Source organism: Bradyrhizobium sp. MI1.11 (assembly GCF_055811255.1).
In genome coordinates, this window is record NZ_JBVVPM010000034.1 from 26,492 (window position 1) to 49,463 (window position 22,972).

The 22,972-nt window shown below is 65.6% G+C and carries 19 protein-coding genes; 7 read left to right on the top strand and 12 right to left on the bottom strand.

Going from position 1 to position 22,972, the window contains the following annotated elements:
• The first annotated feature begins 115 nt into the window (after window positions 1-115).
• Window positions 116-1,180 carry a LacI family DNA-binding transcriptional regulator gene (locus AC0L30_RS28440; RefSeq protein ID WP_007592219.1) on the top strand — a complete coding sequence of 355 codons (1,065 nt, stop codon included), beginning with the start codon at window positions 116-118 and terminating at the stop codon, window positions 1,178-1,180.
• Between the two features lie 9 nt (window positions 1,181-1,189).
• Here AC0L30_RS28440 and AC0L30_RS28445 read toward each other — a convergent pair whose 3' ends face one another.
• The 3 genes from AC0L30_RS28445 to guaB all read right to left on the bottom strand — a co-directional run bounded on the left by AC0L30_RS28445 (window position 1,190) and on the right by guaB (window position 4,406).
• Window positions 1,190-1,486 carry a hypothetical protein gene (locus AC0L30_RS28445; RefSeq protein ID WP_354127964.1) on the bottom strand — a complete coding sequence of 99 codons (297 nt, stop codon included), beginning with the start codon at window positions 1,484-1,486 and terminating at the stop codon, window positions 1,190-1,192.
• 151 nt (window positions 1,487-1,637) lie between these two features.
• Complete coding sequence (locus tag AC0L30_RS28450; protein WP_473405732.1) at window positions 1,638-2,660, bottom strand: NADP-dependent oxidoreductase; 1,023 nt, start codon at window positions 2,658-2,660, stop codon at window positions 1,638-1,640.
• A 255-nt stretch (window positions 2,661-2,915) separates the two neighbouring features.
• Window positions 2,916-4,406, bottom strand: coding sequence for an IMP dehydrogenase (gene guaB / locus AC0L30_RS28455; protein WP_473405733.1), 1,491 nt, complete (start codon window positions 4,404-4,406; stop codon window positions 2,916-2,918).
• A 390-nt stretch (window positions 4,407-4,796) separates the two neighbouring features.
• Between guaB and AC0L30_RS28460 the strand changes: the two genes are divergently transcribed.
• The gene (locus tag AC0L30_RS28460; protein WP_007592228.1) at window positions 4,797-6,287 is read left to right on the top strand and encodes an MFS transporter; all 1,491 of its coding nucleotides are present in this window, start codon (window positions 4,797-4,799) and stop codon (window positions 6,285-6,287) included.
• Window positions 6,288-6,391: 104 nt separating this feature from the next.
• Here AC0L30_RS28460 and AC0L30_RS28465 read toward each other — a convergent pair whose 3' ends face one another.
• Entirely contained in the window at window positions 6,392-7,078 is a 687-nt protein-coding gene (locus tag AC0L30_RS28465) for an RlmE family RNA methyltransferase (protein ID WP_007592230.1), read from the bottom strand.
• 1 nt (window position 7,079) lies between these two features.
• A complete protein-coding gene (locus AC0L30_RS28470) occupies window positions 7,080-8,147 on the bottom strand; it encodes a Ppx/GppA phosphatase family protein (RefSeq protein WP_219683305.1) in 1,068 nt (355 codons plus the stop codon).
• Window positions 8,148-8,359: 212 nt separating this feature from the next.
• Here AC0L30_RS28470 and AC0L30_RS28475 point away from each other — a divergent pair, with 212 nt between their 5' ends.
• Window positions 8,360-10,732, top strand: coding sequence for a xanthine dehydrogenase family protein molybdopterin-binding subunit (locus tag AC0L30_RS28475; protein ID WP_473405734.1), 2,373 nt, complete (start codon window positions 8,360-8,362; stop codon window positions 10,730-10,732).
• A 173-nt stretch (window positions 10,733-10,905) separates the two neighbouring features.
• Here AC0L30_RS28475 and AC0L30_RS28480 read toward each other — a convergent pair whose 3' ends face one another.
• The gene (locus AC0L30_RS28480; RefSeq protein ID WP_473405735.1) at window positions 10,906-11,706 is read right to left on the bottom strand and encodes a hypothetical protein; all 801 of its coding nucleotides are present in this window, start codon (window positions 11,704-11,706) and stop codon (window positions 10,906-10,908) included.
• 141 nt (window positions 11,707-11,847) lie between these two features.
• On the opposite strand from AC0L30_RS28480, the gene AC0L30_RS28485 reads away from it, so the two are divergent.
• The 3 genes from AC0L30_RS28485 (at window position 11,848) to AC0L30_RS28495 (ending at window position 15,303) form a co-directional block, all read left to right on the top strand.
• Window positions 11,848-12,345: a YaiI/YqxD family protein gene (locus AC0L30_RS28485; protein ID WP_007592237.1), complete on the top strand. Its 498-nt coding sequence runs from the start codon at window positions 11,848-11,850 to the stop codon at window positions 12,343-12,345.
• A gap of 8 nt (window positions 12,346-12,353) precedes the next feature.
• On the top strand, window positions 12,354-14,159 hold the full coding sequence (locus tag AC0L30_RS28490; protein ID WP_007592239.1) for an ABC-F family ATP-binding cassette domain-containing protein: 1,806 nt from the start codon (window positions 12,354-12,356) through the stop codon (window positions 14,157-14,159).
• Window positions 14,160-14,223: 64 nt separating this feature from the next.
• Window positions 14,224-15,303, top strand: a complete 1,080-nt coding sequence (locus tag AC0L30_RS28495) for an alanine racemase (RefSeq protein ID WP_473405736.1) — start codon at window positions 14,224-14,226, stop codon at window positions 15,301-15,303.
• Here the strand turns inward: AC0L30_RS28495 and AC0L30_RS28500 are convergent, their stop codons facing one another.
• Window positions 15,304-16,206, bottom strand: a complete 903-nt coding sequence (locus tag AC0L30_RS28500; protein WP_007592243.1) for a LysR family transcriptional regulator — start codon at window positions 16,204-16,206, stop codon at window positions 15,304-15,306. It lies immediately after the preceding gene.
• Between the two features lie 91 nt (window positions 16,207-16,297).
• On the opposite strand from AC0L30_RS28500, the gene AC0L30_RS28505 reads away from it, so the two are divergent.
• Window positions 16,298-17,515 (top strand): MFS transporter, encoded by a 1,218-nt coding sequence (locus AC0L30_RS28505; RefSeq protein WP_473405737.1) that lies wholly within the window; start codon window positions 16,298-16,300, stop codon window positions 17,513-17,515.
• An 8-nt stretch (window positions 17,516-17,523) separates the two neighbouring features.
• Here the strand turns inward: AC0L30_RS28505 and AC0L30_RS28510 are convergent, their stop codons facing one another.
• The 5 genes from AC0L30_RS28510 to mmsB all read right to left on the bottom strand — a co-directional run bounded on the left by AC0L30_RS28510 (window position 17,524) and on the right by mmsB (window position 22,972).
• On the bottom strand, window positions 17,524-18,750 hold the full coding sequence (locus AC0L30_RS28510) for a BaiN/RdsA family NAD(P)/FAD-dependent oxidoreductase (protein WP_007592246.1): 1,227 nt from the start codon (window positions 18,748-18,750) through the stop codon (window positions 17,524-17,526).
• Window positions 18,747-19,664, bottom strand: a complete 918-nt coding sequence (locus AC0L30_RS28515) for an SDR family NAD(P)-dependent oxidoreductase (protein WP_007592248.1) — start codon at window positions 19,662-19,664, stop codon at window positions 18,747-18,749. The genes AC0L30_RS28510 and AC0L30_RS28515 overlap by 4 nt, the downstream gene beginning before the upstream one ends.
• A gap of 219 nt (window positions 19,665-19,883) precedes the next feature.
• Complete coding sequence (locus AC0L30_RS28520) at window positions 19,884-20,363, bottom strand: MaoC family dehydratase (protein ID WP_027517414.1); 480 nt, start codon at window positions 20,361-20,363, stop codon at window positions 19,884-19,886.
• Entirely contained in the window at window positions 20,364-22,082 is a 1,719-nt protein-coding gene (locus AC0L30_RS28525) for an AMP-binding protein (RefSeq protein WP_007592255.1), read from the bottom strand.
• A complete protein-coding gene (mmsB, locus tag AC0L30_RS28530) occupies window positions 22,082-22,972 on the bottom strand; it encodes a 3-hydroxyisobutyrate dehydrogenase (protein WP_473367141.1) in 891 nt (296 codons plus the stop codon). Before mmsB ends, AC0L30_RS28525 begins: the two co-directional genes overlap by 1 nt.

Genomic DNA, 22,972 nt, shown 5'->3' on the forward strand with positions numbered 1-22,972 from the left:
AAAGCGCGATGAGATTGGGATGAATCGTCATCGCGCTTTAGGTTGTTATTTGAGCATGATCTTTTCGGAAAACCGCTTCACACTTTTCCGGATCATGCTCTAGCCTCGGGATTCGATGACCGATCCGGCAAAGCCGACCTATGACGACGTGGTGCGCATTCCGGCGCCGCCCGGCCGCAGCAGCGCGACCGGACGGCCGCCGCGCATCGCGGAGGTGGCGGAGCGCGCGGGCGTTGCGCCGATCACGGTGTCGCGGGTGCTGCGCCATCCCGAGAAGGTCAATCGCGAGACCCGCGAGCGTATCCTCGAAGTGATCGAGGCGACCGGCTATGCGTCCAACCCGCACGCGCGCGCGCTGCGCTCGGGCCGATCAAACGTGGTCATGGCTTTCGTCTCCAACATCCTCAGCCAGCAGTTTGGGCTGGCGGTGCGCAGCTTCGCCGCGACGCTGGAGCCGGAAGGCTTTGAAGTGCTGATCGGCCAGACCTCCTACTCCTATGCCAAGGAGGTCGCGATGATCCAGTCGCTGCGCGGCATCCGGCCTGCGGCCGTGATGTTCACCGGCGTGATCGAACTCGAGGAGAATCGCGCCGCGCTCGAAGAGCTCGGCATTCCCGTGATCGAGACCTGGGCGTTTCCGCGCGATCCCATCGACATGCTGGTCGGCCTTCCCAACGCCGATGCCGGTGCGATGGCGGCGCGAAGGCTGGCTGAGGCCGGGCATCGCCGCGTCGGTTTCATCGGACGCAGCGTTGGGCGCGGTGCGCTGCGCCGCGACGGTTTTCGCGCGGCCGCGGCACAGCTCGGGCTCGAGATCATCCATGAGATCGGTGTCGGCGAAATCACGGGGCTCGTCGACGGCCGCGCCGCCTTCACCGCCCTGCTCGACCGCGGCGACCGCATCGATGCCGTGTTCTGCGCCAACGATCTGCTCGCGACCGGCGCACTGATCGAGGCGCGCGGCCGGGGCCTGTCGGTGCCGCGCGATCTGGCTGTGCTCGGCTTCGGCGACAACGACGTCGCCGATCAGATCACGCCCGGCCTCACCACGATCTCGTTCGATGCCGCGGCTGTGGGGCGTATCGCAGGCGAACTGCTTCTGGCGCGCCTGACCGGCGCGCCACGGCCCGAGCAGCGACTTGCGGTCGAGCTGTTCATGGTCGAGCGCGGCAGCGTCTGAACGCGCGGATCAAGCGACGCTCTTGAGATCCTGCTGGATCGCGGCAAGCAGGGACTGCAGCGCCTCGCTACTCACCGGCTTGGCCCCGGTATTGGCAGGCTGAACATTGGCAGGCCGCGCGGCTTTGACGGGACGCCGGGGGAATGGCGGCGTGGGTGTCGGCATCGCGGATTGCGCGAACGCGTCGGCGTCCTCGGTGTGAACGAACTTGCCATGGATGACGTCGTCGCGACGGCCCATGACAAACATGGTCGCCCAATAACCGGCAGCCAGCAGGATTACGCAGAAAACAACAAGCTCTAACATCATCGCACCTGAAATATGCGCAATGATTCAATGCCTTCGCGGGCCCGTCAATGAACCGACGGTCACACCTGCGGCTTTTGCGGGCGGGTGTGGCCGATCGGTCACTGTTTGTTAACCATACCCGGCCCCCGAGGGGGGCCGAGGCGGCCGATCAAGCTTTGTCCGGCCCGACCCGCACCAGCTGCTTGCCGAAATTGGCCCCCTTCAGAAGGCCCATGAAGGCCTCAGGCGCGCTCTCCAGGCCCTCGGTGACGAACTCCTTGTACTTGACCTTGCCCTCGCGGACCCATCCGGACATGTCGCGCAGGAAGTCGCCATGGCGGGAGGCGAAGTCGGAGACGATGAAGCCGCGGAAGGTCAGCCGCTTGGTCAGGGTCGCGCGCATCATGCTGGCGGCCCATTTCGGCGGCTTCGCTTCAGTGTCGTTGTAATGGGCGATGAGGCCGCAGACCGGCACGCGCGCGAACGCATTGAGCAGCGGGAAGACCGCCTCGAACACGGCGCCGCCGACATTCTCGAAATAGACGTCGATGCCTTTCGGGCAGGCCTCCTTCAGCTTCGCCGCCAGATCAGGATCGCGGTGATCGAGGCAGGCATCGAAGCCGAGCTCCTTCACGACGTAATCGCATTTGTCCTTGCCGCCGGCGATTCCAACCGCGCGTGCGCCCTTGATCTTCGCGATCTGTCCCACGGCCGAACCGACCGCACCGGAGGCACCGGCGACGACGACGGTCTCGCCCGCTTGCGGCTTGCCGATATCGAGCAGGCCCGTGTAGGCGGTCATGCCGGGCATGCCCAGCACGCCGACGGCCGTCGAGATCGGCGCGAGCTTCGGGTCGATCTTGTTCAGCCCCTTGCCGTCGGAGATTGCGTGCGTCTGCCAGCCCGCGCGCGAGAGTACGATGTCGCCCTTGGCGAAGTTCGGATTGTTGGAGGCTGCGACCTCGCAGACCGTACCGGCTTCCATCACGCCGCCGACCGGCACCGGGGTCGCGTAGGACGGACCGTCGCTCATGCGCCCGCGCATATAGGGATCGAGCGAGAGCCAGATCGTGCGCAGCAGGACTTCGCCTGCGGCGGGCGTCGGTACAGCGAATTCCTCGATGCGGAAATCGGACGGCTTTGGCTCGCCGACGGGACGCGCCGCGAGAACGATGCGTTTGCCTTGGGACATGTTGGCTTCCTCCTGATTATGCTTCGGCGCGAACGGAAGCGGAGGGAGCGGAGCACGTCAATACAAAAGCGACGGAGCGTAGTTGCAGGACAGCGCCGCAAATGGAGTTTGGTACACACCAACCGCGCCCTCGCTGTCATCGCCCGACTTGATCGGGCGATCCAGTATTCCAGAGGCGGTCGTGGTTGAGCCGAGAGGCCGCGGCGTACTGGATGCCCCGGTCAAGCCGGGGCATGACAGCGGAATGTGGAGCGCCTAACCCCCGCCCGGATAGTTCGGCGCCTCGCGCGTAATGGTGACGTCGTGGACGTGGCTCTCGCGCAGGCCCGCGCCGGTGATACGCACGAACTGCGCCTTCTTGTGCAAGTCCTGGAGCGTGCCTGCACCGACATAGCCCATCGCGGCGCGCAGGCCGCCGGCGAGCTGGTGCATGACGTTGCCGACCGGGCCCTTGTAAGGCACCTGGCCTTCTATGCCTTCGGGCACGAGCTTGAGCGTGTCCTTGATGTCCTGCTGGAAGTAGCGGTCGGCCGAGCCGCGCGCCATCGCGCCGACCGAACCCATGCCGCGATAGGCCTTATAGGAGCGGCCCTGCCACAAGAACACCTCACCGGGCGTCTCATCGGTGCCGGCGAGCAACGAGCCGACCATCGCGATGTCGGCACCGGCAGCAAGCGCCTTGGCAAGGTCGCCGGAGAACTTGATGCCGCCGTCGGCGATCACGGGGATGTCGGACTTCTTCGCCGCTTCCACCGCATCCATGATCGCGGTGAGCTGGGGCACACCGACGCCGGCGACGATGCGCGTGGTGCAGATCGAGCCCGGGCCGATGCCGACCTTGATGCAGTCCGCGCCAGCATCGATCAGCGCCTGCGCACCCTCCGAGGTCGCGACGTTGCCGGCAACGACCTGCACGAAATTGGACAGGCGCTTGATGCGGTTGACCGCATGGAGCACGTGACGGGAATGACCGTGCGCGGTGTCGACCACGACGAGATCGACGCCCGCATCGATCAGCCGCTCGGTGCGCTCGAAGCCGCTATCACCGACCGTGGTGGCGGCGGCGACGCGCAGGCGGCCCTGCGCGTCCTTGCAGGCCAGCGGATGGGCGACCGCCTTCTCCATGTCCTTCACGGTGACAAGACCGACGCAGCGATACTGCTCGTCGACCACGAGCAGCTTCTCGATGCGGTGCTGATGCAGCATCCGCCGTGCCTCGTCCTGGCTGACATTCTCGCGCACCGTGACGAGACCTTCATGCGTCATCAGCTCGGAGATTTTTTGCTGGCGGTCGGTGGCGAAGCGGACGTCGCGGTTGGTGAGGATGCCGACCAGCTTGCCCGGCGTGGACTTGCCGGCACCGGTGACGACGGGAATGCCGGAGATACCGTGATCGCTCATCAGCTTGAGCGCGTCGTCCAGCGTGGCGTCGGGGCTGATGGTGAGCGGGTTCACCACCATGCCCGACTCGTAGCGCTTGACCTGTCGCACCTGGGCGGCCTGCCCTTCGGGATCGAAATTGCGGTGGATGACGCCGATGCCGCCGGCCTGCGCCATGGCGATCGCCATGCGGGCTTCGGTGACCGTGTCCATGGCGGAGGCCATGATCGGGATGTTGAGCGGAATGGCGCGGGTGACGCGAGAGCGGATGTCGACCTCGCCCGGCATGACGTCCGACAGGCCCGGCTTCAGCAGCACGTCGTCGAACGTGAGGGCTTCGCGAATGCCTTGTTGCACGGTGGCCATGTGCCAACTCCTTCCGCGGCCCTGCCGCAAATAGCTATGGATGAGCGCCGCCCTCGGCGTACCTTGCGGCAACGCCGGAGAATCGGAGCCCATCGGTGGGGTTGACGCGGGTCGATAGCACGGGTGGACGACGAATCAAAGCAAATCGGACCGCCGGCCAGCCATGCACAGGCTTTTTAGGCAAATTCAGCGGGGGATAGCCTCGCGGCGCCTCGTACTGGCGAACGGCGTCCCCGTGCCGGCCGATCATCACGGTCTCCGGCGCGGGCGCACTCACCTCGGGTCACGCAGGATTTAGGTGCTATGCGTCGATCCGCAATGGTCGCGGCCCAATGCCGGTGATAAGCCGCAATTCTCGCCCTTCCTTCCGATTTCCATTACCAATCCGTTATGGTCGACAAGCAACGCGTCATTCCGCTGATCGTGGCCACTGCTCTCTTCATGGAGAACATGGACTCGACGGTGATCGCCACGTCGCTGCCCGCGATCGCAGCCGACATCGGCACCAGCCCATTGACGCTCAAGCTCGCGATCACCTCCTATCTGCTGTCGCTTGCGGTGTTCATCCCGGCGAGCGGCTGGACCGCCGACCGGTTCGGCGCGCGCATGGTGTTTGCGATTGCCGTCGGCGTGTTCATGGTCGGCTCGGTCGGCTGCGCGCTCTCGACATCGGTCACCGATTTCGTGTTCGCGCGCATCCTGCAAGGCATGGGCGGGGCGATGATGACGCCGGTCGGGCGCCTCGTGCTGTTGCGGTCGGTCGACAAGAGCGCGCTGGTCAATGCCATGGCGTGGGTGACGGTTCCTGCCCTGATCGGCCCCGTGATCGGGCCGCCGCTCGGCGGCTTCATCACGACCTATGCGTCCTGGCACTGGATCTTCCTGATCAACATCCCGATCGGGTTGCTCGGCATCTTCATGGCCTTGCGCTTCATCGATCCCATCAAAAGCGAGGAACGAGAGCCGTTCGACCTCTACGGCATGGTGCTCGCGGGCCTCGGGCTCGCCGGCATCGCCTTCGGGCTGTCGGTTGCCGGACTCAATCTGCTGCCATGGAGCACAGTTGCCGCCCTGGTCGTCGGCGGATCAATCTCGATGACACTGTATGTCCTTCACGCGCGGCGAACGGGGTCGCCGGTGCTGGACTTCACGCTGCTGAGGCTGCCGACGCTACGCGCCGCCGTTCTCGGCGGATTCATGTTCCGGCTCGGCATCGGCGCGCTGCCGTTCCTGTTGCCGCTGCTGATGCAGATCGGCTTCGGCCTCTCGCCGTTCAAGTCCGGCCTCGTCACGTTTGGCTCCTCGCTCGGCGCCATGGGCATGAAGGCGCTGGCCGCACGCATCATCCGCGCCTTCGGCTTCCGCAACCTGATGACGGTGAACGCGATCATCAGTGCCGTCTTTCTCGCCGCCTGCGCCCTCTTCACCGTGACGACGCCGCTGCTGATCATCATGATCATCCTGGTGGTCGGCGGCTTCTTCCGTTCGCTCGAGTTCACCGCGATCAACACGGTTGCCTATGCCGAGGTCGAGCAGGCGCAGATGAGCCGCGCCACCACGCTCGTCAGCGTCAACCAGCAGCTCGCGGTCTCGGCCGGCGTCGCCGTCGGCGCCGCGTCCGTGGAGACGACGATGTGGCTCAGCCACGTCAGCGAGCTCAACGCCACCGTGTTCGCGCCGGCCTTCGTCGTGGTCGCGCTCACCTCGGCGGCATCGAGCTGGTTCTTCTGGCAGATGCCCGCCGATGCCGGCCACGAAGTCTCCGGCCGCAAGGCCGTGGAGATCGCGAGCCGCAAGGGTGCCGGCAAGGGCGCGGCCAAGGCGGCCGTCAAGGCGGCGACCGAGGATACGCAGGACGTGCGGGATCAGCGGCTAGGGTAGCCTATCTCGTCATTGCGAGCGAAGCGAAGCAATCCAGAATCCCTCCGCGGAGACAGTCTAGATTGCTTCGTCGCAAGAGCTCCTCGCAATGACGGAGTTTGTTGCTATTCCGTCGCCCCGCCGCGAAATCCCGTCGCCAGCACGTAGCGCTCCGAGGAATCTGCACGGCTTGCGGCCGGCTTGACGTGACGCACTGTTGCGAAATCGCGTTTGAGCTGGGCGAGCAACTCGGCGTCGGCGCCGCTCTGGAACGCCTTCGCCAGGAAGGTCCCGCCCGGCTTCAGCACATCGCAGGCGAACGCGGCGGCGGTCTCGATCAGGCCGACGATGCGAAGCTGGTCGGTCTTGCGGTGGCCGGTGGTGTTGGCGGCCATGTCGGACATTACGATGTCGGCGCCGCCGTCGAGCATGGCCTTGAGCTTGTCCGGCGCGTCATTGTCCATGAAGTCGAGCTGCGCGAACTCGACGCCGGCGATTTCGGGGATTTCCAGCAGGTCGATTGCGATGACCTTGCCCTTGCCGTCGACCGAGCCGACGCGCTTGGCGGCGATCTGGCTCCAGCCACCCGGCGCCGCACCGAGATCGACCACCGCCATGCCGTGCTTGAGTAGCCGGTATTTGTCGTCGATCTCCAGCAGCTTGAAAGCGGCGCGCGAGCGATAACCCAGCGCCTTCGCCTTCACCACATAGGGATCGTTGAGCTGCCGCTCCAGCCAGAGCTTCGACGACAATTTTCGCTTGCCGTGGGTCTTGACCTGAACGTGCAAGCGGCCGGTGGTGTCCTTGGCCATCTCACCAGCTCCTGAGCGCGCCGTCTTCGCGCATCATCTCGACCAGCATGCCTTCGCGGAGGCCCCGGTCGGCGACGCGCAGGCGCGGCAGCGGAAAGGCGCGGCGGATCGCGTCGAGGATGGCGCAGCCGGCCAGCACGAGATCGGCGCGCTCGATACTGATGCAGCTGTTGGCGGCGCGCTCCTCGTAGCTCATGCCGAGCAGCTTGTTGATAGTCGCGGTGACGTCGGTATCGTTCATCCAGACGCTATCGATGCGGCGGCGGTCGTAGCGCGCGAGGTTGAGATGGATGCCGGCGAGCGTCGTCACAGTGCCTGACGTGCCGAGCAGATGCATGTCGGCGAGATCGCCGCCATGCTGTTCGGCGAACGGCCTGATGTGATGGGCGACCTCGCGCTCCATCGCGGCGTAGATCTCCGGCGTCACGTCGCGTCCGCCGAACTGCTCGGCAAGCGTGACCACGCCGAATGGGATCGACATCCAGGCTTTGATGCGCGGCTCCGGATTTGCGGCGTCGCGCTCGATCCGCACCAGCTCGGTCGAGCCGCCGCCGATGTCGAACAGGATCGCGCCGCGCCCCCTGGGATCGACCAGCGGCGAGCAGCCCAGCACGGCGAGCGCCGCCTCGGTCTCGCGGTCGATTACCTCGAGCTCGATTCCGGTCTCGGCAGCGACGCGGCTGCGAAAGCCTTCGGCGTTCGAGGCGGCGCGGCAGGCTTCGGTGGCGATCAGCCGCAACCGCCGCGCTTTGCGCAGGTTGATCTTGTCGCGGCAGATGCCGAGCGCCACGATGGCGCGCTCGATCGCGGCCTCGCTGATGCACCCCGTTGCCGAGACGCCCTCGCCGAGCCGGATGATGCGCGAGAAGGAATCGACCACGCGGAAGCCGTCGTGGGTCGGACAGGCGATCAGGAGCCTGCAATTGTTGGTGCCGAGGTCGAGCGCCGCGTAGACGCCGGTTCCCGGCGCTTGCGCGCCGACGGCCGGTTCAGTGGCGAACGCCGCCGCCATCGACCCCAGCTCACCGTGCGGCGCAAGGCCGTCGCGGAGCCGCGTGTGGTCATTCATACAAACTGTCTTTCCGCGGCCGGTTAGGCCGAGCTGGAATTGCTTTTTCGCCTGAAACATTAGCAGCGCGCCAATCCTGCGCAACAACGCATCACATGGGACCATGCCCATTCGTGCGTTGTCGTGAACGGGCCGGTGGGTTATTTTTGAGGGGTCCGGTCCCCCAGGCGCCCCCCAAAACCGCGCAATTGCCGGCTTTTCAGGTCAATTCCATGCAAGAACACACCAAATCCTCCACGCTCGAAAACGCTATTGCACTGCAAAAATATGGTGTCGGGCAGCCGGTCCGCCGCAAGGAGGACGATACGCTGGTGCGCGGCAAGGGCCGCTACACCGACGATTTCAACCTGCCCGGCCAGGCCTATGCCGTGATCGTCCGCTCGACCCATGCCCACGGCGTCATTCGCGGCATCAACGTCGACGCAGCCAGGGCGATACCGGGCGTGCTGGGGGTCTGGACCGGCAAAGACCTCGATGCGGCCGGCTACGGCCCCTTCACCTGCGGCCTGCCGCTGAAGAGCCGCGACGGCTCGCCCCTGCTCCAGACCAACCGCCAGCCGCTCGCAACCGACAAGGTCCGTTTCGTCGGCGATCCCGTCGCCTTCGCGGTGGCGGAGACGCTGGCCCAGGCGCGCGACGCGGCCGAGGCGGTCGAGCTCGACATCGAGCCGTTGCCGGCGGTGACCGATCCCGAGCAAGCCGCAAAACCCGGCGCGCCGCAACTCTACGACCACATCCCGAACAATGTCGCGCTCGACTACCACTATGGCGACATCGAGAAGGTCAATGCGGCCTTCGCCAGCGCCGCTCACGTGACCAAGGTCGACATCGAAAACACCCGTGTCGCCGTGGTCTCGATGGAGCCGCGCGTCGGCCTTGCCTCCTACGACAAGAAGACCGAGCGTTACACCATCCAGATGCCGACGCAGGGCGTCGCCGGCAACCGCGCCAACCTCGCCAAGAACCTGAAGGTGCCGAACGAAAAGGTGCGCATCCTCACCGCCAATGTCGGCGGGTCCTTCGGCATGAAGAACGTCAACTATCCCGAGTACATGTGCATCCTTTACGCGGCCAAGGAATTGGGGCGGCCGGTGAAATGGCTGGACGAACGCTCGACCAGCTTCTTGTCCGACAGCCACGGCCGTGCGCAGAAGATTCACGCCGAGCTCGCGCTGGACGCCGAGGGGCATTTCCTCGCCGCCAAGCTCTCGGGCTACGGCAATCTCGGAGCCTACATCACTGGCGTTGCTCCCAGTCCGCTCTCGCTCAACACCAGCAAGAACTTTTCCAGCGTTTATCGCACGCCGCTGATGGCCGTCGATATCAAGACGGTGCTGACCAACACCACGCTGATGGGCGCCTATCGCGGCGCCGGACGGCCCGAGGCCAACTACTACATGGAACGGTTGATCGACCGCGCCGCCGACGAGATGGGCATCAACCGCCTGACGATGCGCAAGCGCAACTTCATCAAGCAAAACCAGATGCCCTTCGCCGCGTCCTCCGGTGTCACCTATGACAGCGGCGACTTCCAGGCTGTCTTCAACAAGGCGCTCGAAATCTCCGACCACGAGAACTTTGCCAAGCGCAAGAAGGAGAGCAAGAAGTCCGGCAAGCTGCGTGGCATCGCTGTCGGTTCCTATCTGGAGGTGACCGCACCTCCCGGCGTCGAGCTCGGCAAGATCGTGTTCGATCCCGATGGCTCGGTGCAGCTCATCACCGGTACGCTCGATTACGGTCAGGGCCACGCCACGCCGTTCGCGCAGGTGCTGTGCGAGCAGCTCGGCGTCCCCTTCGACAGCGTCAAGCTGGTGCAGGGCGACAGCGACATCGTGCACACCGGCAATGGCACCGGCGGCTCGCGCTCGATCACCGCGACCGGCATGGCGATCGTGGGCGCCGCCAAGCTCGTGATTGAAAAGGGCAAGCGCGCCGCCGCGCACATGCTGGAGGCATCCGAAGCCGACATCGAATTCGAAGGCGGCAGTTTCACGATCGCCGGCACGGATCGCAGCATCGACATCATGGAGCTCGCCAAACGCCTGCATGACAGCAAGATGCCTGAGGGGGTGCCCGACAGCCTCGACGTCGATCACACCAGCGAACCGGTGCCGTCGGCCTTCCCGAACGGCTGCCATGTCGCCGAGGTCGAGATCGACCCCGAGACCGGCGTGGTGCAGATCGTGCGCTACAGCGCGGTCAACGATTTCGGAACGGTGATCAACCCGCTGCTGGTCGCGGGCCAGCTCCATGGCGGCGTGGTCCAGGGCATCGGCCAGGCGCTGATGGAGCACGTCCGCTACGACGAGAACGGCCAGCCGATCACGGGCTCGCTGATGGACTACGCACTGCCGCGCGCCGAGGACGTTCCGAACATGACGGTCGGCGACCACCCGGTGCCGGCCACGACCAATCCGCTCGGCAGCAAGGGCTGCGGCGAAGCCGGCTGCGCCGGCAGCCTGTCCACGGTCGTGAACGCAGTGATCGACGCGCTCTCCGACTACGGCATCAAGCACATCGACATGCCGCTGACGCCGGAGCGTGTGTGGCGCGCGATCCAGGACGCGAAGGGGAAAGCGGCGTAGCGGGCGTCGCCAGAAACACCGCTGTCATCGTCCGCCTTGTGCGCACTTGCGCACTGGGGCGGACGATCCAGTATTCCAGAGACGGTCGTGGGATACGGAGAAGCCCCGGCGTACTGGATTCCCCGCCTTCGCGGGGAATGACTGCGAGGGTGAGGACGCGCTGTGCTCCTTCCCTACGCCGCCGCCTGCTCGCGCGGCTGGTAGATCGCGGTGTGCTGGCAGTGCGCCAGCGGCGTCGTGCCGTTTGCGACCACCAGCGCGTCGAGCTCGACGAAGCGGTGGCCTTTCTTCTCGTAATTCGCGGTGACTTTTGCCCGCGCGGTGATCTCGTCGCCGGCGCGCGCGGCTGACACCAATTGCATGCGGCTGCCGACATGGATCCACGGGCCGAGAATGGTGTTGTCCACCAGCACGCGGTTCATGACGCGCTGGATCAGGCCGGGGTGGCCGAGCCCCTCGCGCGCGAAGATCGGATCGGCCTCACGGATGTCGGCGAGATAGTCGGCGGCATCCTGCCCGACCCAGCGGCGCGGCGTCGTACCGAGCCATTTGCCGGTCTCGAATGTTGCCGGGCTGACCGGCTTGCGCTCCGCGACTGCTGGGACTGCGACATAGTCGCTCAACGACACCGCAGTCGCAATCGCCGGCAGCGACGCCGTCCCCGTCGCGCAGAGCTCGGTGCGGCTGAACACCTCGATGGTGAGCAGGCCGTTGTGCTCGGTCGCATCGATTTCGGCGGTCTCGCCGTCATAGACCGGCTTGATGAAACGCGCCTCGATCAGCCCGCGCGACAGGAAATCGCGGCCCCAGCGCGCCATCGGCACATGCATCATGTAGGCGAAGACGTCGACGCCGGGGACCAGCCCACCGGAAAACCCGAAGCGGCGCGCCACATTGTCGTCATGCATCTTGTTTTCGGACTGTTTGGCCGTGTTGTAGGCCTCGACACGATAGGTCTCGAGCCGGTTCGGCATGGCTTGGCTTTCCCCAATTTCTTGTCGTTTCGGGCCGATCGTAGGCCCTGAGGAACCGGGGTCAATCCCCTCGCCTTTGCGGGCCGAATGGGGTACCACGCGGCTGCTGCGGAACCGCTTCGCAAGCCCCATCTACGGACAATGACGAACCCTCAAAACACCACCCGCATCTATGTCGACGCCGACGCCTGTCCGGTGAAGGACGAGATCTATCGCGTCGCCGGCAGACACGGCCTGCCCGTGAGCGTGGTCGCGGGCAATTTCATCCGCGTGCCCCAGGATCCGCTGATCGAGCGGGTCGCCGCGGGGTCGGGCATGGACGCCGCCGATGACTGGATCGCCGAACGCGCCGGGCCCGGCGATATCGTCATCACCTCGGATATTCCGCTCGCGAGCCGCTGCGTGAAGGCCGGCGCCGATGTGATTGCGTCCAACGGCAAGGCGTTCACCGAGGAGTCGATCGGGATGACGCTCGCCGTCCGCAACCTGATGACCGATTTGCGCTCGGCCGGCGAAGTCACCGGCGGTCCGAAGTCGTATTCACCGCGCGACCGCTCGACGTTTCTGTCGACGCTCGACCAGACCATCCGCCGCATTCAGCGCCGCCGCGCCGACCAGGCCGCAACAAGACAGGACTGAGACACCGCATGGCGCCACCGCTGATTCAACTGCGCGATATCAAGCTGACCTTCGGCGGCACGCCGCTCCTGGCGGGCGTCGAACTGTCGGTTTCGACCGGCGAGCGCGTCTGCCTGATCGGCCGCAACGGTTCCGGTAAATCGACGCTGCTCAAGATCGCCGCCGGCCTGGTCGAACCGGATGGCGGCAGCCGTTTCGTGCAGCCCGGCGCCACCATTCGCTACCTGCCGCAGGAGCCCGATTTTTCCGGTTTCTCCACCACGCTGGCCTATGTCGAGGCAGGCCTCAATGCCGGCGACGACCATTATCAGGCGCGCTATCTGGTCGAGCAGCTCGGTCTTAGCGGTGAAGAAGATCCGGCGCATGTCTCCGGCGGCGAAGCGCGCCGCGCTGCGCTGGCACGCGTACTGGCGCCCTCGCCCGATATCCTGCTGCTGGACGAGCCGACCAACCATCTGGATCTTCCGACCATCGAATGGCTGGAGAGCGAACTGGAGAGCCGCCGCTGCGCGCTGGTGATCATCAGCCATGATCGGCGCTTCCTGGGCAATCTCTCGCGCAGCACCGCCTGGCTCGACCGCGGCCAGATCCGGCAGATCGACCGCGGCTTCAGTGCTTTCGAGGCCTGGCGTGACGAGGTGCTCGCGGAGGAAGAGCGCGACCAGCACAAGCTCGACCGCAAGATCGTCAACGAGGAGCACTGGTTGCGGTACGGCGTCTCGGGCCGTCGCAAGCGCAACGTCAAGCGGCTGGGGAACCTGCACGCGCTGCGCGACCAGCGCCGCACCCATCGCGGCGCGACGGGCAACGCCAACCTCGCGGCTGCCGAAGCCGACAAATCCGGCAAGCTCGTCATCGAGGCCAAGAATATCAGCCGGTCCTATGGCGAGCGAAAGATCGTCGACGGCTTCTCGATCCGCGTCCAGCGCGGCGATCGCATCGGCATCGTCGGCCCGAACGGCGCCGGCAAGACCACGCTGATCGAGATGCTGACCGGCGGCAGCGCACCGGACAGCGGCAGCATACGGCTCGGTGCCAACATCGAGATGGCCACGCTCGACCAGCATCGGGAAAGTCTCGATCCGAAGACGACGCTGGCCGAGGCGCTGACCGGCGGCCGCGGCGACCATGTCATGGTCGGCGGCAAGCCGAAGCACGTCGTCAGCTACATGAAGGACTTCCTGTTCGCCCAGGAACAGATGCGCACGCCGCTGGAGGTGCTGTCGGGCGGTGAACGCGGCCGGCTGATGCTGGCGCGCGCCCTGGCGAAGCCCTCGAACCTCCTGGTGCTGGACGAGCCGACCAACGACCTCGACCTGGAGACCCTCGACGTTCTCGAGGAAATGCTCAGCGACTACGAGGGCACCGTGATTCTGATCAGCCACGATCGCGATTTTCTCGACCGCGTGGTGACGTCTGTGATCGTGCCCGAGGGCAACGGACGCTGGCTCGAATATGCCGGCGGCTATACCGACATGCTCGCCCAGCGCGGCGCTGACGTGAAGCGCGCGACAGCGAAGGCCGTCGAAGAGACGAGAGAGCAGCGAACCGTCGCGCCTTCCGGCGTCGCGAAGCGACGGTTGACCTTCAACGAGCAACACGCGCTGGAGACGTTGCCCAAGACCATCGCCAAGCTGCAGGCCGAGATCGCCAAGCAGCAGCGCTTCCTTGACGACCCCGATCTCTTCCGCAAGGATCGCAAGCGCTTCGATCAGGCCTCCGACGCTCTGACGAAGGCGCAAAAGGAACTGGCCGAGGCCGAGGACAAATGGCTGGAGCTCGAAGTGCGGCGCGAAGAGATTGAACAGGCCTAGCGTGCATTTCGCAAAAGTGGGCACCGCTTTTGCAAACGGGATGCGCGCCAACTCAGAGACTTCCATGACAACGACCCTTGCCGCCAAGATCGCCCGCGAATACGGCACGCCCTGCGCCGTCATCGACATGGACAAGGTCGAGCGCAACATCGCGCGGATCCAGAAGGCCTGCGACGACGCCGGAGTTGCCAACCGTCCCCACATCAAGACGCACAAGAACCCCACGATCGCGAGGATGCAGATCGCGGCCGGCGCGAAGGGCATCACCTGCCAGAAGCTCGGTGAAGCCGAGATCATGGTCAATGCCGGGATCGACGACATCCTGATCAGCTACAATTTGCTCGGCGAAGAAAAGATGGCGCGGTTAGGGGCGCTGCAGGCGAAGGCCAACATGACGGTCGCCGCGGACAATTCGACTGTCGTTGCCGGCCTGCCCAAGGCCGCTGCGGCCTCAGGCCGACCGCTGTCGGTTGTGGTCGAATGCGATACCGGCCGCAAGCGCGCCGGCGTCGAGACGCCCGCCGAGGCCATTGCCCTGGCGCAGGAGATTGCTGCATCCAAGGGACTGCAATTCGCCGGCTTCATGATGTATCCGACCGAGACAGGCTGGGCGGACGCGCAAAAATTCTATGACGAAGCTCTGGCTGGCGTGCGCGCGCATGGACTCGATGCAAAAATCGTCTCGACCGGCGGAACGCCGAACCTGAAAAATCTCGGCAAGCTCAAGGGCGGCACCGAGCATCGCTTCGGCACCTATATCTACAACGACCGCATGCAGGTCGCGGCCGGCGTCGCCACCTGGGACGACTGCGCGCTGCACATCTATTCGACCGTGGTCAGCCGCGCCGCGCCTGAGCGCGGCATCCTCGACGCCGGCTCGAAGACTCTGACGTCGGACACCGGCGGCCTCGACGGCCACGGCCTCATCCTGGAGCACCCCGAAGCCAAGATCGCACGCTTCGCCGAGGAGCACGGCTTCCTCGACCTCTCCCGCAGCAACACCCGCCCCAATGTCGGCGACGTCGTGCGGGTCGTACCCAATCATGTCTGCGTCGTCGTCAACATGATGGACGAAGTCGTGATGGTGCGCGGCGAGGAGATCATCGGCACGCTGCCGGTGGCGGCACGGGGGAAGCTGCGGTAGCTAGCCCCCGATCAGCGCCTGGAGTTCCCGGACCAGTCCATCGCGGAAGAGCTTGATCGGCCGCTCCAGCCGACCGGCGGGGGCGCGATGCACCACCCATGCGCGCACCGCGGGTTTGAAGTCGCGCGCAGCGACCGGCTTGAGCTTGTCGCGAAATGCGCTGCGTTTCAGGGCGATCGGGGTGACCAGCCCGACGCCGAGACCACGCGACACCAGCGACAGGCGAAGCTCACTATCCAGCGCCTCGACCGCGATGTTGAACGGCAGATGCGAGGCATCGAATTTTCGCTTCAGCGTATCGCGAAATCCACAGCCATCCTGGTTGATTACCCACGACAGTTGGGACAGCCGTTCCAGGTCGACGGTGCGCGGGATCTTCATCTCGCGTGCGACGACGAAGACGACGGGCTGCGCGCCGAGATCGTCGGCCGCGAGATCGGCGGGCGGCACTGCACCGTCGGGGAGACAAATCGCGGCCGCATCGAGCTCGTTGCGGCAGACGCGCTCGAGCTGGTTCGGCGACCAACCGGAGACCACCCGCACGGCCAGCGCGGGAAATTCGGCACGCACTGCATCGAGTGGTGCGGTCAAGCCCGCTTCGGAGAGAAACGGCGTCAGACCGAGCCTGAACTCGCCGCGGACCATTCCGTCGTTGGCCACGCCCGACTTGAGGTCGTCCAGCATCCTGAGCAGGCGCCTGCCCTGCTCGTAGGCTTCATGGCCCGCCGCCGTCGGCTTCAGGGGCTTCGAGAGCCGATCCAGAAGCTGCGCCCCCAGCATCTCCTCGAGATTCTGGATACGTCGGGTCACGCCAGGCTGGGTGAGATTGAGACGCGCCGAGGCTGCGACAATCGATCCGGTCTCGACGACGGCGACGAAAGCGACGAGGTCATGGGTATTCATAACAAACCCGCATATTCTTTATCGGCTTATTTGAATTGTAGCATATTGCTCGGTCCGCTTAAAGGGTCCCGCGCCACAGCTGCGAGGTCCCATGACTATCTCCGAAACCACCAGGCCCGCGCCCCGAAACCAGCTCGCCGAGCGGCCGCTGATCTGGCTCGGCGCGATCACCGCCGGTGTCGTCGTCACCAATCTGTTCGCGCCGCAGATCCTGCTCGGCCTGATCGGCCGGTCAATGTCCATGCCCGCGTGGCAGGCGGGCCTGATCAGCACGCTGACCTTGCTCGGCTACGCACTCGGCCTGCTGCTGCTCGTGCCTCTGGTCGATCTGGTCGAGAACCGGCTTGTCATCCTCCGCACGCTTGGCTGCGCGATCCTCGCCGCCGTGGCGACGGCGCTCGCGCCGACGCCCGCGCTCCTGCTGCTCGCCACCTTCATCCTCGGCGCCTGCTGCGCGGCGATCCAGATGATAGTTCCGCTTGTCGCATCGATGGTGGCGCCGGATCGCCGCGGCCAGGCCATCGGCGAGGTGATGGGCGGATTGATGATCGGCATCCTGTTGTCGCGACCTGCGGCGAGCCTGATCGCCGATCTCTGGAGCTGGCGCGCCTACTATGTCGTCTCGGCCATTCTGATGACCCTGCTTGCCTGCGCGCTCGCCCGCTACCTTCCAACCCTTCGACCGACGGGACGCGCGAGCTACGCCGACTTGCTCCTGTCCTTTCCAAGACTGCTCCGCGAAGAGCCCGTGCTCCGCGTGCGGGCCTGGACCGCATCGCTGGTCATGGCTTCCTTCACGGCGTTCTGGTCGGCGGTCGCGCTGCGGCTGCCGGAGGCGCCGTTCGACCTCGACGCCAAGGGAGTTGCCGCCTTCGCACTGATCGGCGTGGCGGGCGCCGCGGCGACACCGATGGCCGGCCGCTGGGGCGACAGGGGCCGGGCGCGGCCGATGTTCTTTGCCGCCCATCTGCTCATCATCGGGTCGCTTGCGCTCTGTGCCTGGGCGAGCGTGCTTGAATCCCAGATCACCGGTCTGCTGGTCCTGAGCCTCGGCACGATCCTGCTCGACGTCGGCATCACCACCGACCAGACGTTGGGCCGTCGCGCCATCAACCTGTTGCGCCCCGAGGCCCGCGGTCGCATGAACGGCCTGTTCGTCGCGCTGTTCTTCATTGGCGGTGGCGTCGGCGCGGCGGCGGCATCGCTGGCCTGGAGTTTTGGCGGCTGGACGATGGTCTGCGCAGTGGCGGCAAGCTTCGGCGTGCTCGGCCTCCTCACGGATCTCGCAACCCGGACCGGAACGTCATGACGGGATGGTCAGGGCGACAATTGGGCGAGCCGTCGCAACACACCCCTACCCGCCGCAGCCCCCGTCGCGAACGAGGCCTGGAGCAAATAGCCACCCGTCGGCGCCTCCCAGTCCAGCATCTCTCCGGCCGCGAACACGCCCGGCAGCTTGCGGATCATGAATTCCGAGTCGAGTTCATCGAAGGAAATCCCGCCGGCGCTGGAGATCGCGCGCGCGATTGGCGCGACGCCCGTGAGCTTGACCGGCACGGCGTTGATGAGCTCCACCAATCGCTCAGCCGACATCGCCGACAACGACTGGCCGGCACTGATGGCAGCTTCCTGCAACAGCCCGACCGCGACCGGAGACAGCTGTGCAGCCTTGCGCAGGAAATTGGAGAACGATTGCTTGCCGCGCGCGGCGGATAGGCGCTGGACGAGTTCGCCATGATGGACATCCGGCCGCAACGCGACGTGCAGGACCGCTTCGCCGTTCGCCGCAATCGCCTCGCGCAGTTCGGCCGACAACGCATAGATCGCCCCGCCTTCGATCCCGCCGGTTGTGATCATGGCCTCGCCGCGCGCGCGCTGTGGGCCGAAGGACAGCGCGATGGCCTTGAGCGGTTGGCCTTCGAAGCGCGTGCTGAAGATTTCGGACCAGGCGACGGTGAAGCCGCAGTTCGCCGGCCGCAGCGGCGAGATCGCAACGCCTTTGTCGGCGAGGATCGTCGTCCAGCCGCCATCGGAGCCTAGTCGCGGCCAGCTTGCGCCGCCGAGTGCCAGCACCGTGGCATCCGCGGCGATGGCGGCGCCGCCGCCGGGTGTGTCAAAGACCAGTTGTCCGTCTCTATCCCACCCCATCCAGCGCTGGCGAAAGGCAAAGCGGACGCCGGCCGCATCGAGGCGTCGCAGCCAGGCGCGCAGCAAGGGCGACGCCTTGAACGCTTTCGGAAACACACGCCCGCTGGAGCCGACAAAAGTCGGCTCGCCCAGCGCCTCGCTCCACGCGCGCAGCGCGTCCGGCGGAAACGCGTCGATCGCAGCCTGCAACCTCTGCGCCGCCTCGCGGTAGCGCGTGATGAACTGCGGCAGCGGTTCGCTGTGGGTGAGATTGAGCCCGCCGCGGCCGGCCATCAGGAATTTCCGGCCAGCGGACGGCATCGAATCGTAGACGGTGACGCGAGCACCACCCTGCACGAGCACTTCGGCCGCTATCAGCCCGGCAGGGCCGGCGCCGATGACGGCGACGGCTGTCAGAGTTTTACCCCGGCACGCGCAGCGGCTTGCGCCACATATTTCTGCGTCTGCTCGAAAGCCCCCTGCAGCGCCTTCGCCTTCGACATGTCGCTGATCTCGGCGAAATGCGCCGCGACCGCGTCCGGGGTCCACTCGGATTCCGGCAGGTTGATGCCTTCGCTCTCGACGATCTTGATTACCGCGAACGAGCCGGCGCCGGCGCCCATGATGGTGCGGGTCGGCGCGTCCTCGCTCAGCATGTACTCGACCGCGGGCGTGATCGCGTTCGGCTTCATCAACTGCAGCGCCTGCGGCGGCAGCAGCTCTTCCGTCATGCGGGTTGCCGCCGTCGGCGAGATGATGTTGACACGGATGTCGGTCTTGCGGCCCTCTTCCGCCAGCACGTTCATCAGGCCGACCATGCCGGACTTGGCCGCACCGTAATTGGCCTGGCCGAAATTGCCGTAGAGGCCGGAGGACGACGTCGTCAGGACGATGCGGCCATAGTTGCGATCGCGCATGCCGGCCCAGGCCGCCTTGCAGCAATAAAAGGTCCCGACGAGGTGCACGTCGAGCACCTTCTGGAAATCGGCCGCTTCCATCTTGCCGAACGACTTGTCGCGCAAAATGCCGGCATTGGCACACAAGAGGTCGACGCTGCCCCATTCCTTGGTGGCGCGCTCAACCATCGCCGTGACCTGCTCGAAATTGGAGACGTCGGCGCCGTCGGCCATGGCGATGCCGCCCGCTTTACGGATCTCCTCGACCACGGCTTCCGCCGGCGACAGCGAACCGCCGCTGCCGTCGCGCGCGCCGCCGAAATCGTTGACCACGACCTTGGCGCCGCGGCTTGCCAATCCCAGCGCATGCGCGCGCCCCAGACCATTGCCCGCGCCGGTGACGATGGCGACGCGTCCGTCGAACCTGATTGCCATGAGTGCAGTTCCTGCTTCTTCTTCCTTCTCCCCTTGTGGGAGAAGGTGGCGCGAAGCGCCGGATGAGGGGTCTCTCGCAACGGATGTGCTCGCGGAGAGAGACCCCTCACCCGCCTCGCGTTCCGCGAGGCACCCTCTCCCACAAGGGGAGAGGGTTCGAGCGCACCGATTTGGACAGCTTTTGAGCAGCGATGGGTTGCCGGGTCAAGCCCGGCAGCGTCAGGCGAAATAGATCAACCCGAGCCAGTCCGCGACCAGCGCGGGCTTGTCCTCGCCTTCGATTTCCACGGTGACGTTGGTGCGCGACTGCAATTCATTCGGCTTGCGCAGCTTGGCTTCCGCCAGCACGAAACGGCCGCGAACGCGTTTTCCTGAACGCACCGGCGAGATGAAACGCAGCTTGTCGAAACCGTAGTTGACGCCCATCGTGGTGCCCGCGATGACGGGCATCACCTCGTAGGACATGATCGACAGCAGCGACATCGTCAGGAAACCGTGCGCAATGGTGGTGCCGAACGCCGTCTCCTTCTTCGCACGCTCCGGGTCGACGTGAATGAACTGATGATCCTCGATCACGTCGGCATAGGTGTCGATGCGTGGCTGATCGACCAGGTGCCATGACGACACGCCGATCTCCTTGCCGACCATGGCTTGGTAGGCCTGAAGCGTAATCGGCGGCTTCTTCCAGACTTCGTTCACTTAGGTCTCACTCCGTGTTTTCGGCAGCTCCGGAAAATCCTCTTCGCGGAATTCCCGGCCGCGCAGGGGATCGTTGCGATCGTCGTCACGCTCGAGACGTCTGAGCTGGACGCGGCGGATCTTACCCGAGATCGTCTTCGGCAGCTCCGTGACGATCTCGAGGCGGCGGATGCGCTTGAACGGCGCCAGGCGCGTGTGCAGATGCTTGAAGATGGAGAGCGCGGTGTCCGGCGAGCGCTCCGCGCCGGATGTCAGCAGCACAAAGGCCTTGGGAATCGCGAGCCGGATCGGATCCGGGCTCGGCACGACTGCGGCTTCCGCGACGAGCTCGTGCTCGAGCAACACGCTCTCAAGTTCGAACGGGCTGATGCGATAGTCGGAGGATTTGAACACGTCGTCGGACCGGCCGACGAAAGTGAGATAGCCGTCATCGTCCTCGAACACGACGTCGCCGCTGCGATAGAGCTCGCCTTCGGCGCCGGACAGCCCGCCGTTGTCGCCCTGATAGCCCTGCATCAGGCCGGCGGGACGGTTTTCGCCGAGCACCAGAGCCACCTCGCCCTCCTTGGCCGGATGACCATCGGCGTCGCTGACCTGCACGCGATAGCCCGGCAGCGGCCGGCCCATCGAGCCGATCTTGATCTTTTGCCCCGGCGAGTTGCCGGCGAGCGCCGTCGTTTCAGTCTGGCCGTAACCGTCGCGAATGGTGAGGCCCCAGGCGGCCTGCACCTGGTCGATCACCTCAGGATTGAGCGGCTCGCCGGCGCCGCAGACCTCGCGCAAGGCCACCTTGAACGACGCCAAGTTCTCCTGGATGAACAGCCGCCACACCGTCGGCGGCGCGCACAGCGTAGTGACGCCGCAGCGGCCGATGGTGGCAAGCAGCCCCTTGGCGTCGAAGCGCGGCTGATTGGCCACAAAGACGGTTGCGCCCGCGTTCCACGGCGCGAAGAAGCAGCTCCAGGCATGCTTGGCCCAGCCGGGTGAGGAGATGTTGAGATGGACGTCGCCGGGCTTCAACCCGATCCAATACATGGTCGAGAGATGGCCGACGGGATAACTGCGCTGGCTGTGCCGAACCAGTTTTGGCTTTGCCGTGGTGCCCGAGGTGAAATAGAGCAGCATCGGGTCGTCAGCGTTGGTCGGACCGTCCGCTGCAAAGCTCTCCGACGCCTCTGCCGCGTCATCATAGGAAAGCCAGCCATCGGAGGCCTCGCCTACGACGATGCGGACGATATTCTCGGCGCCAAGACTGGCAAACTTCGCAACCTGGTCCTGCGCTGCCACCACCGCCTTCGCCTTGCCGCGATCGAGCCGGTCGCGGAGCTCGTCGGCGGTGAGCAGCGTCGTTGCGGGAATCACGACGACGCCGAGCTTCATCGCGGCCAGCATCGTCTCCCACAGCGGAACGACATTGCCGAGCAGCAGCAGGAGATGATCGCCGCGCTTCAAGCCCTGTGCTCGGAGGAAATTCGCGACCTGGTTGGAGCGGCGTGACAACGCCCCGAACGAGAGCTTGGTCTGCCGGTCCTGCGCGGCATCGACGATCCAAAGCGCAGGACGATCCTTGCTGTCCGCATTCGCCGCCAGCTCGGCGTCGAACCAGTCGAGTGCCCAGTTGAAGGGGACCGGATCAGGCCAGCGGAAGTCCTTGACCGCTGTCTCATAGTCCGTGCGGTTGTGAAGCAGAAGCGCGCGCGCTTCCTGAAATGTCGTCATCAAGCTTTCCCGGCTAGACTCCTAACGTGCTCGATAATTCCGGAAAAATCCACCCCGCCGTGGCCGGCTGCGTCGAATGACTGATAGATCTCCTGCGCATGCTTGCCGAGCGGGGTTGCGGCGCCCGCGGCCTTCGCCGCGTCCTGCGCCAGCGTCAGATCCTTCACCATCAGCGCCGAGGCAAAGCCCGGCTTGTAGCCGTTGTTGGCGGGCGAGGTCGGCACTGGACCGGGCACCGGGCAATAGGTCGTCAGCGACCAGCACTGGCCCGACGAGGTCGAGGCCACATCGAACAGCGCCTGGTGCGAGAGCCCGAGCTTCTCGGCCAGCGCGAACGCCTCGCTCACGGCGATCATGGAAATGCCAAGGATCATGTTGTTGCAGATTTTTGCCGCCTGGCCTGCGCCGGCCCCGCCGCAATGCACGATCTTCTTGCCCATGTTCTCCAGCACGGGCTTTGCCGCTGCAAACGCGTTGTCCTCGCCGCCGCACATGAAGGTGAGCGTCGCACCCTTGGCGCCGCCGGTGCCGCCGGAGACCGGCGCGTCGACCGAAAGCACGCCGCTTTTGGCCGCCAGCGCATGCGCCTGGCGCGCGCTCTCGACGTCGATGGTGGAGGAGTCGATGACCAACGCGCCCTTGGTCATGACAGGAACGACCTCGCCCCACACGCCGAGCACATGCTTGCCGGCCGGCAGCATGGTGACGACCACATCGGCGCCCTTCACGGCGCCCGCCGCGCTGTCGGCGATGCCGGCACCGTCGGCCTTGGCCTGGTTCCGGGAGGCCTCGGCGAGGTCGAAAGCGACGACCTTGTGGCCGGCCTTGACCAGATTGGCGGCCATGGGCCCGCCCATGTTGCCGAGACCGATGAATGCGATCGTGGCCAT

What these genes read in the sequence shown, in the direction of transcription:
- AC0L30_RS28440 (WP_007592219.1), top strand. Translation starts at nt 116, where the DNA reads ATGACCGATCCGGCAAAGCCGACCTATGACGACGTGGTGCGCATTCCG.
- AC0L30_RS28445 (WP_354127964.1), bottom strand. Translation starts at nt 1,486, where the DNA reads ATGTTAGAGCTTGTTGTTTTCTGCGTAATCCTGCTGGCTGCCGGTTAT.
- AC0L30_RS28450 (WP_473405732.1), bottom strand. Translation starts at nt 2,660, where the DNA reads ATGTCCCAAGGCAAACGCATCGTTCTCGCGGCGCGTCCCGTCGGCGAG.
- guaB (WP_473405733.1), bottom strand. Translation starts at nt 4,406, where the DNA reads ATGGCCACCGTGCAACAAGGCATTCGCGAAGCCCTCACGTTCGACGAC.
- AC0L30_RS28460 (WP_007592228.1), top strand. Translation starts at nt 4,797, where the DNA reads ATGGTCGACAAGCAACGCGTCATTCCGCTGATCGTGGCCACTGCTCTC.
- AC0L30_RS28465 (WP_007592230.1), bottom strand. Translation starts at nt 7,078, where the DNA reads ATGGCCAAGGACACCACCGGCCGCTTGCACGTTCAGGTCAAGACCCAC.
- AC0L30_RS28470 (WP_219683305.1), bottom strand. Translation starts at nt 8,147, where the DNA reads ATGAATGACCACACGCGGCTCCGCGACGGCCTTGCGCCGCACGGTGAG.
- AC0L30_RS28475 (WP_473405734.1), top strand. Translation starts at nt 8,360, where the DNA reads ATGCAAGAACACACCAAATCCTCCACGCTCGAAAACGCTATTGCACTG.
- AC0L30_RS28480 (WP_473405735.1), bottom strand. Translation starts at nt 11,706, where the DNA reads ATGCCGAACCGGCTCGAGACCTATCGTGTCGAGGCCTACAACACGGCC.
- AC0L30_RS28485 (WP_007592237.1), top strand. Translation starts at nt 11,848, where the DNA reads ATGACGAACCCTCAAAACACCACCCGCATCTATGTCGACGCCGACGCC.
- AC0L30_RS28490 (WP_007592239.1), top strand. Translation starts at nt 12,354, where the DNA reads ATGGCGCCACCGCTGATTCAACTGCGCGATATCAAGCTGACCTTCGGC.
- AC0L30_RS28495 (WP_473405736.1), top strand. Translation starts at nt 14,224, where the DNA reads ATGACAACGACCCTTGCCGCCAAGATCGCCCGCGAATACGGCACGCCC.
- AC0L30_RS28500 (WP_007592243.1), bottom strand. Translation starts at nt 16,206, where the DNA reads ATGAATACCCATGACCTCGTCGCTTTCGTCGCCGTCGTCGAGACCGGA.
- AC0L30_RS28505 (WP_473405737.1), top strand. Translation starts at nt 16,298, where the DNA reads ATGACTATCTCCGAAACCACCAGGCCCGCGCCCCGAAACCAGCTCGCC.
- AC0L30_RS28515 (WP_007592248.1), bottom strand. Translation starts at nt 19,664, where the DNA reads ATGGCAATCAGGTTCGACGGACGCGTCGCCATCGTCACCGGCGCGGGC.
- AC0L30_RS28525 (WP_007592255.1), bottom strand. Translation starts at nt 22,082, where the DNA reads ATGACGACATTTCAGGAAGCGCGCGCGCTTCTGCTTCACAACCGCACG.
- mmsB (WP_473367141.1), bottom strand. Translation starts at nt 22,972, where the DNA reads ATGGCCACGATCGCATTCATCGGTCTCGGCAACATGGGCGGGCCCATG.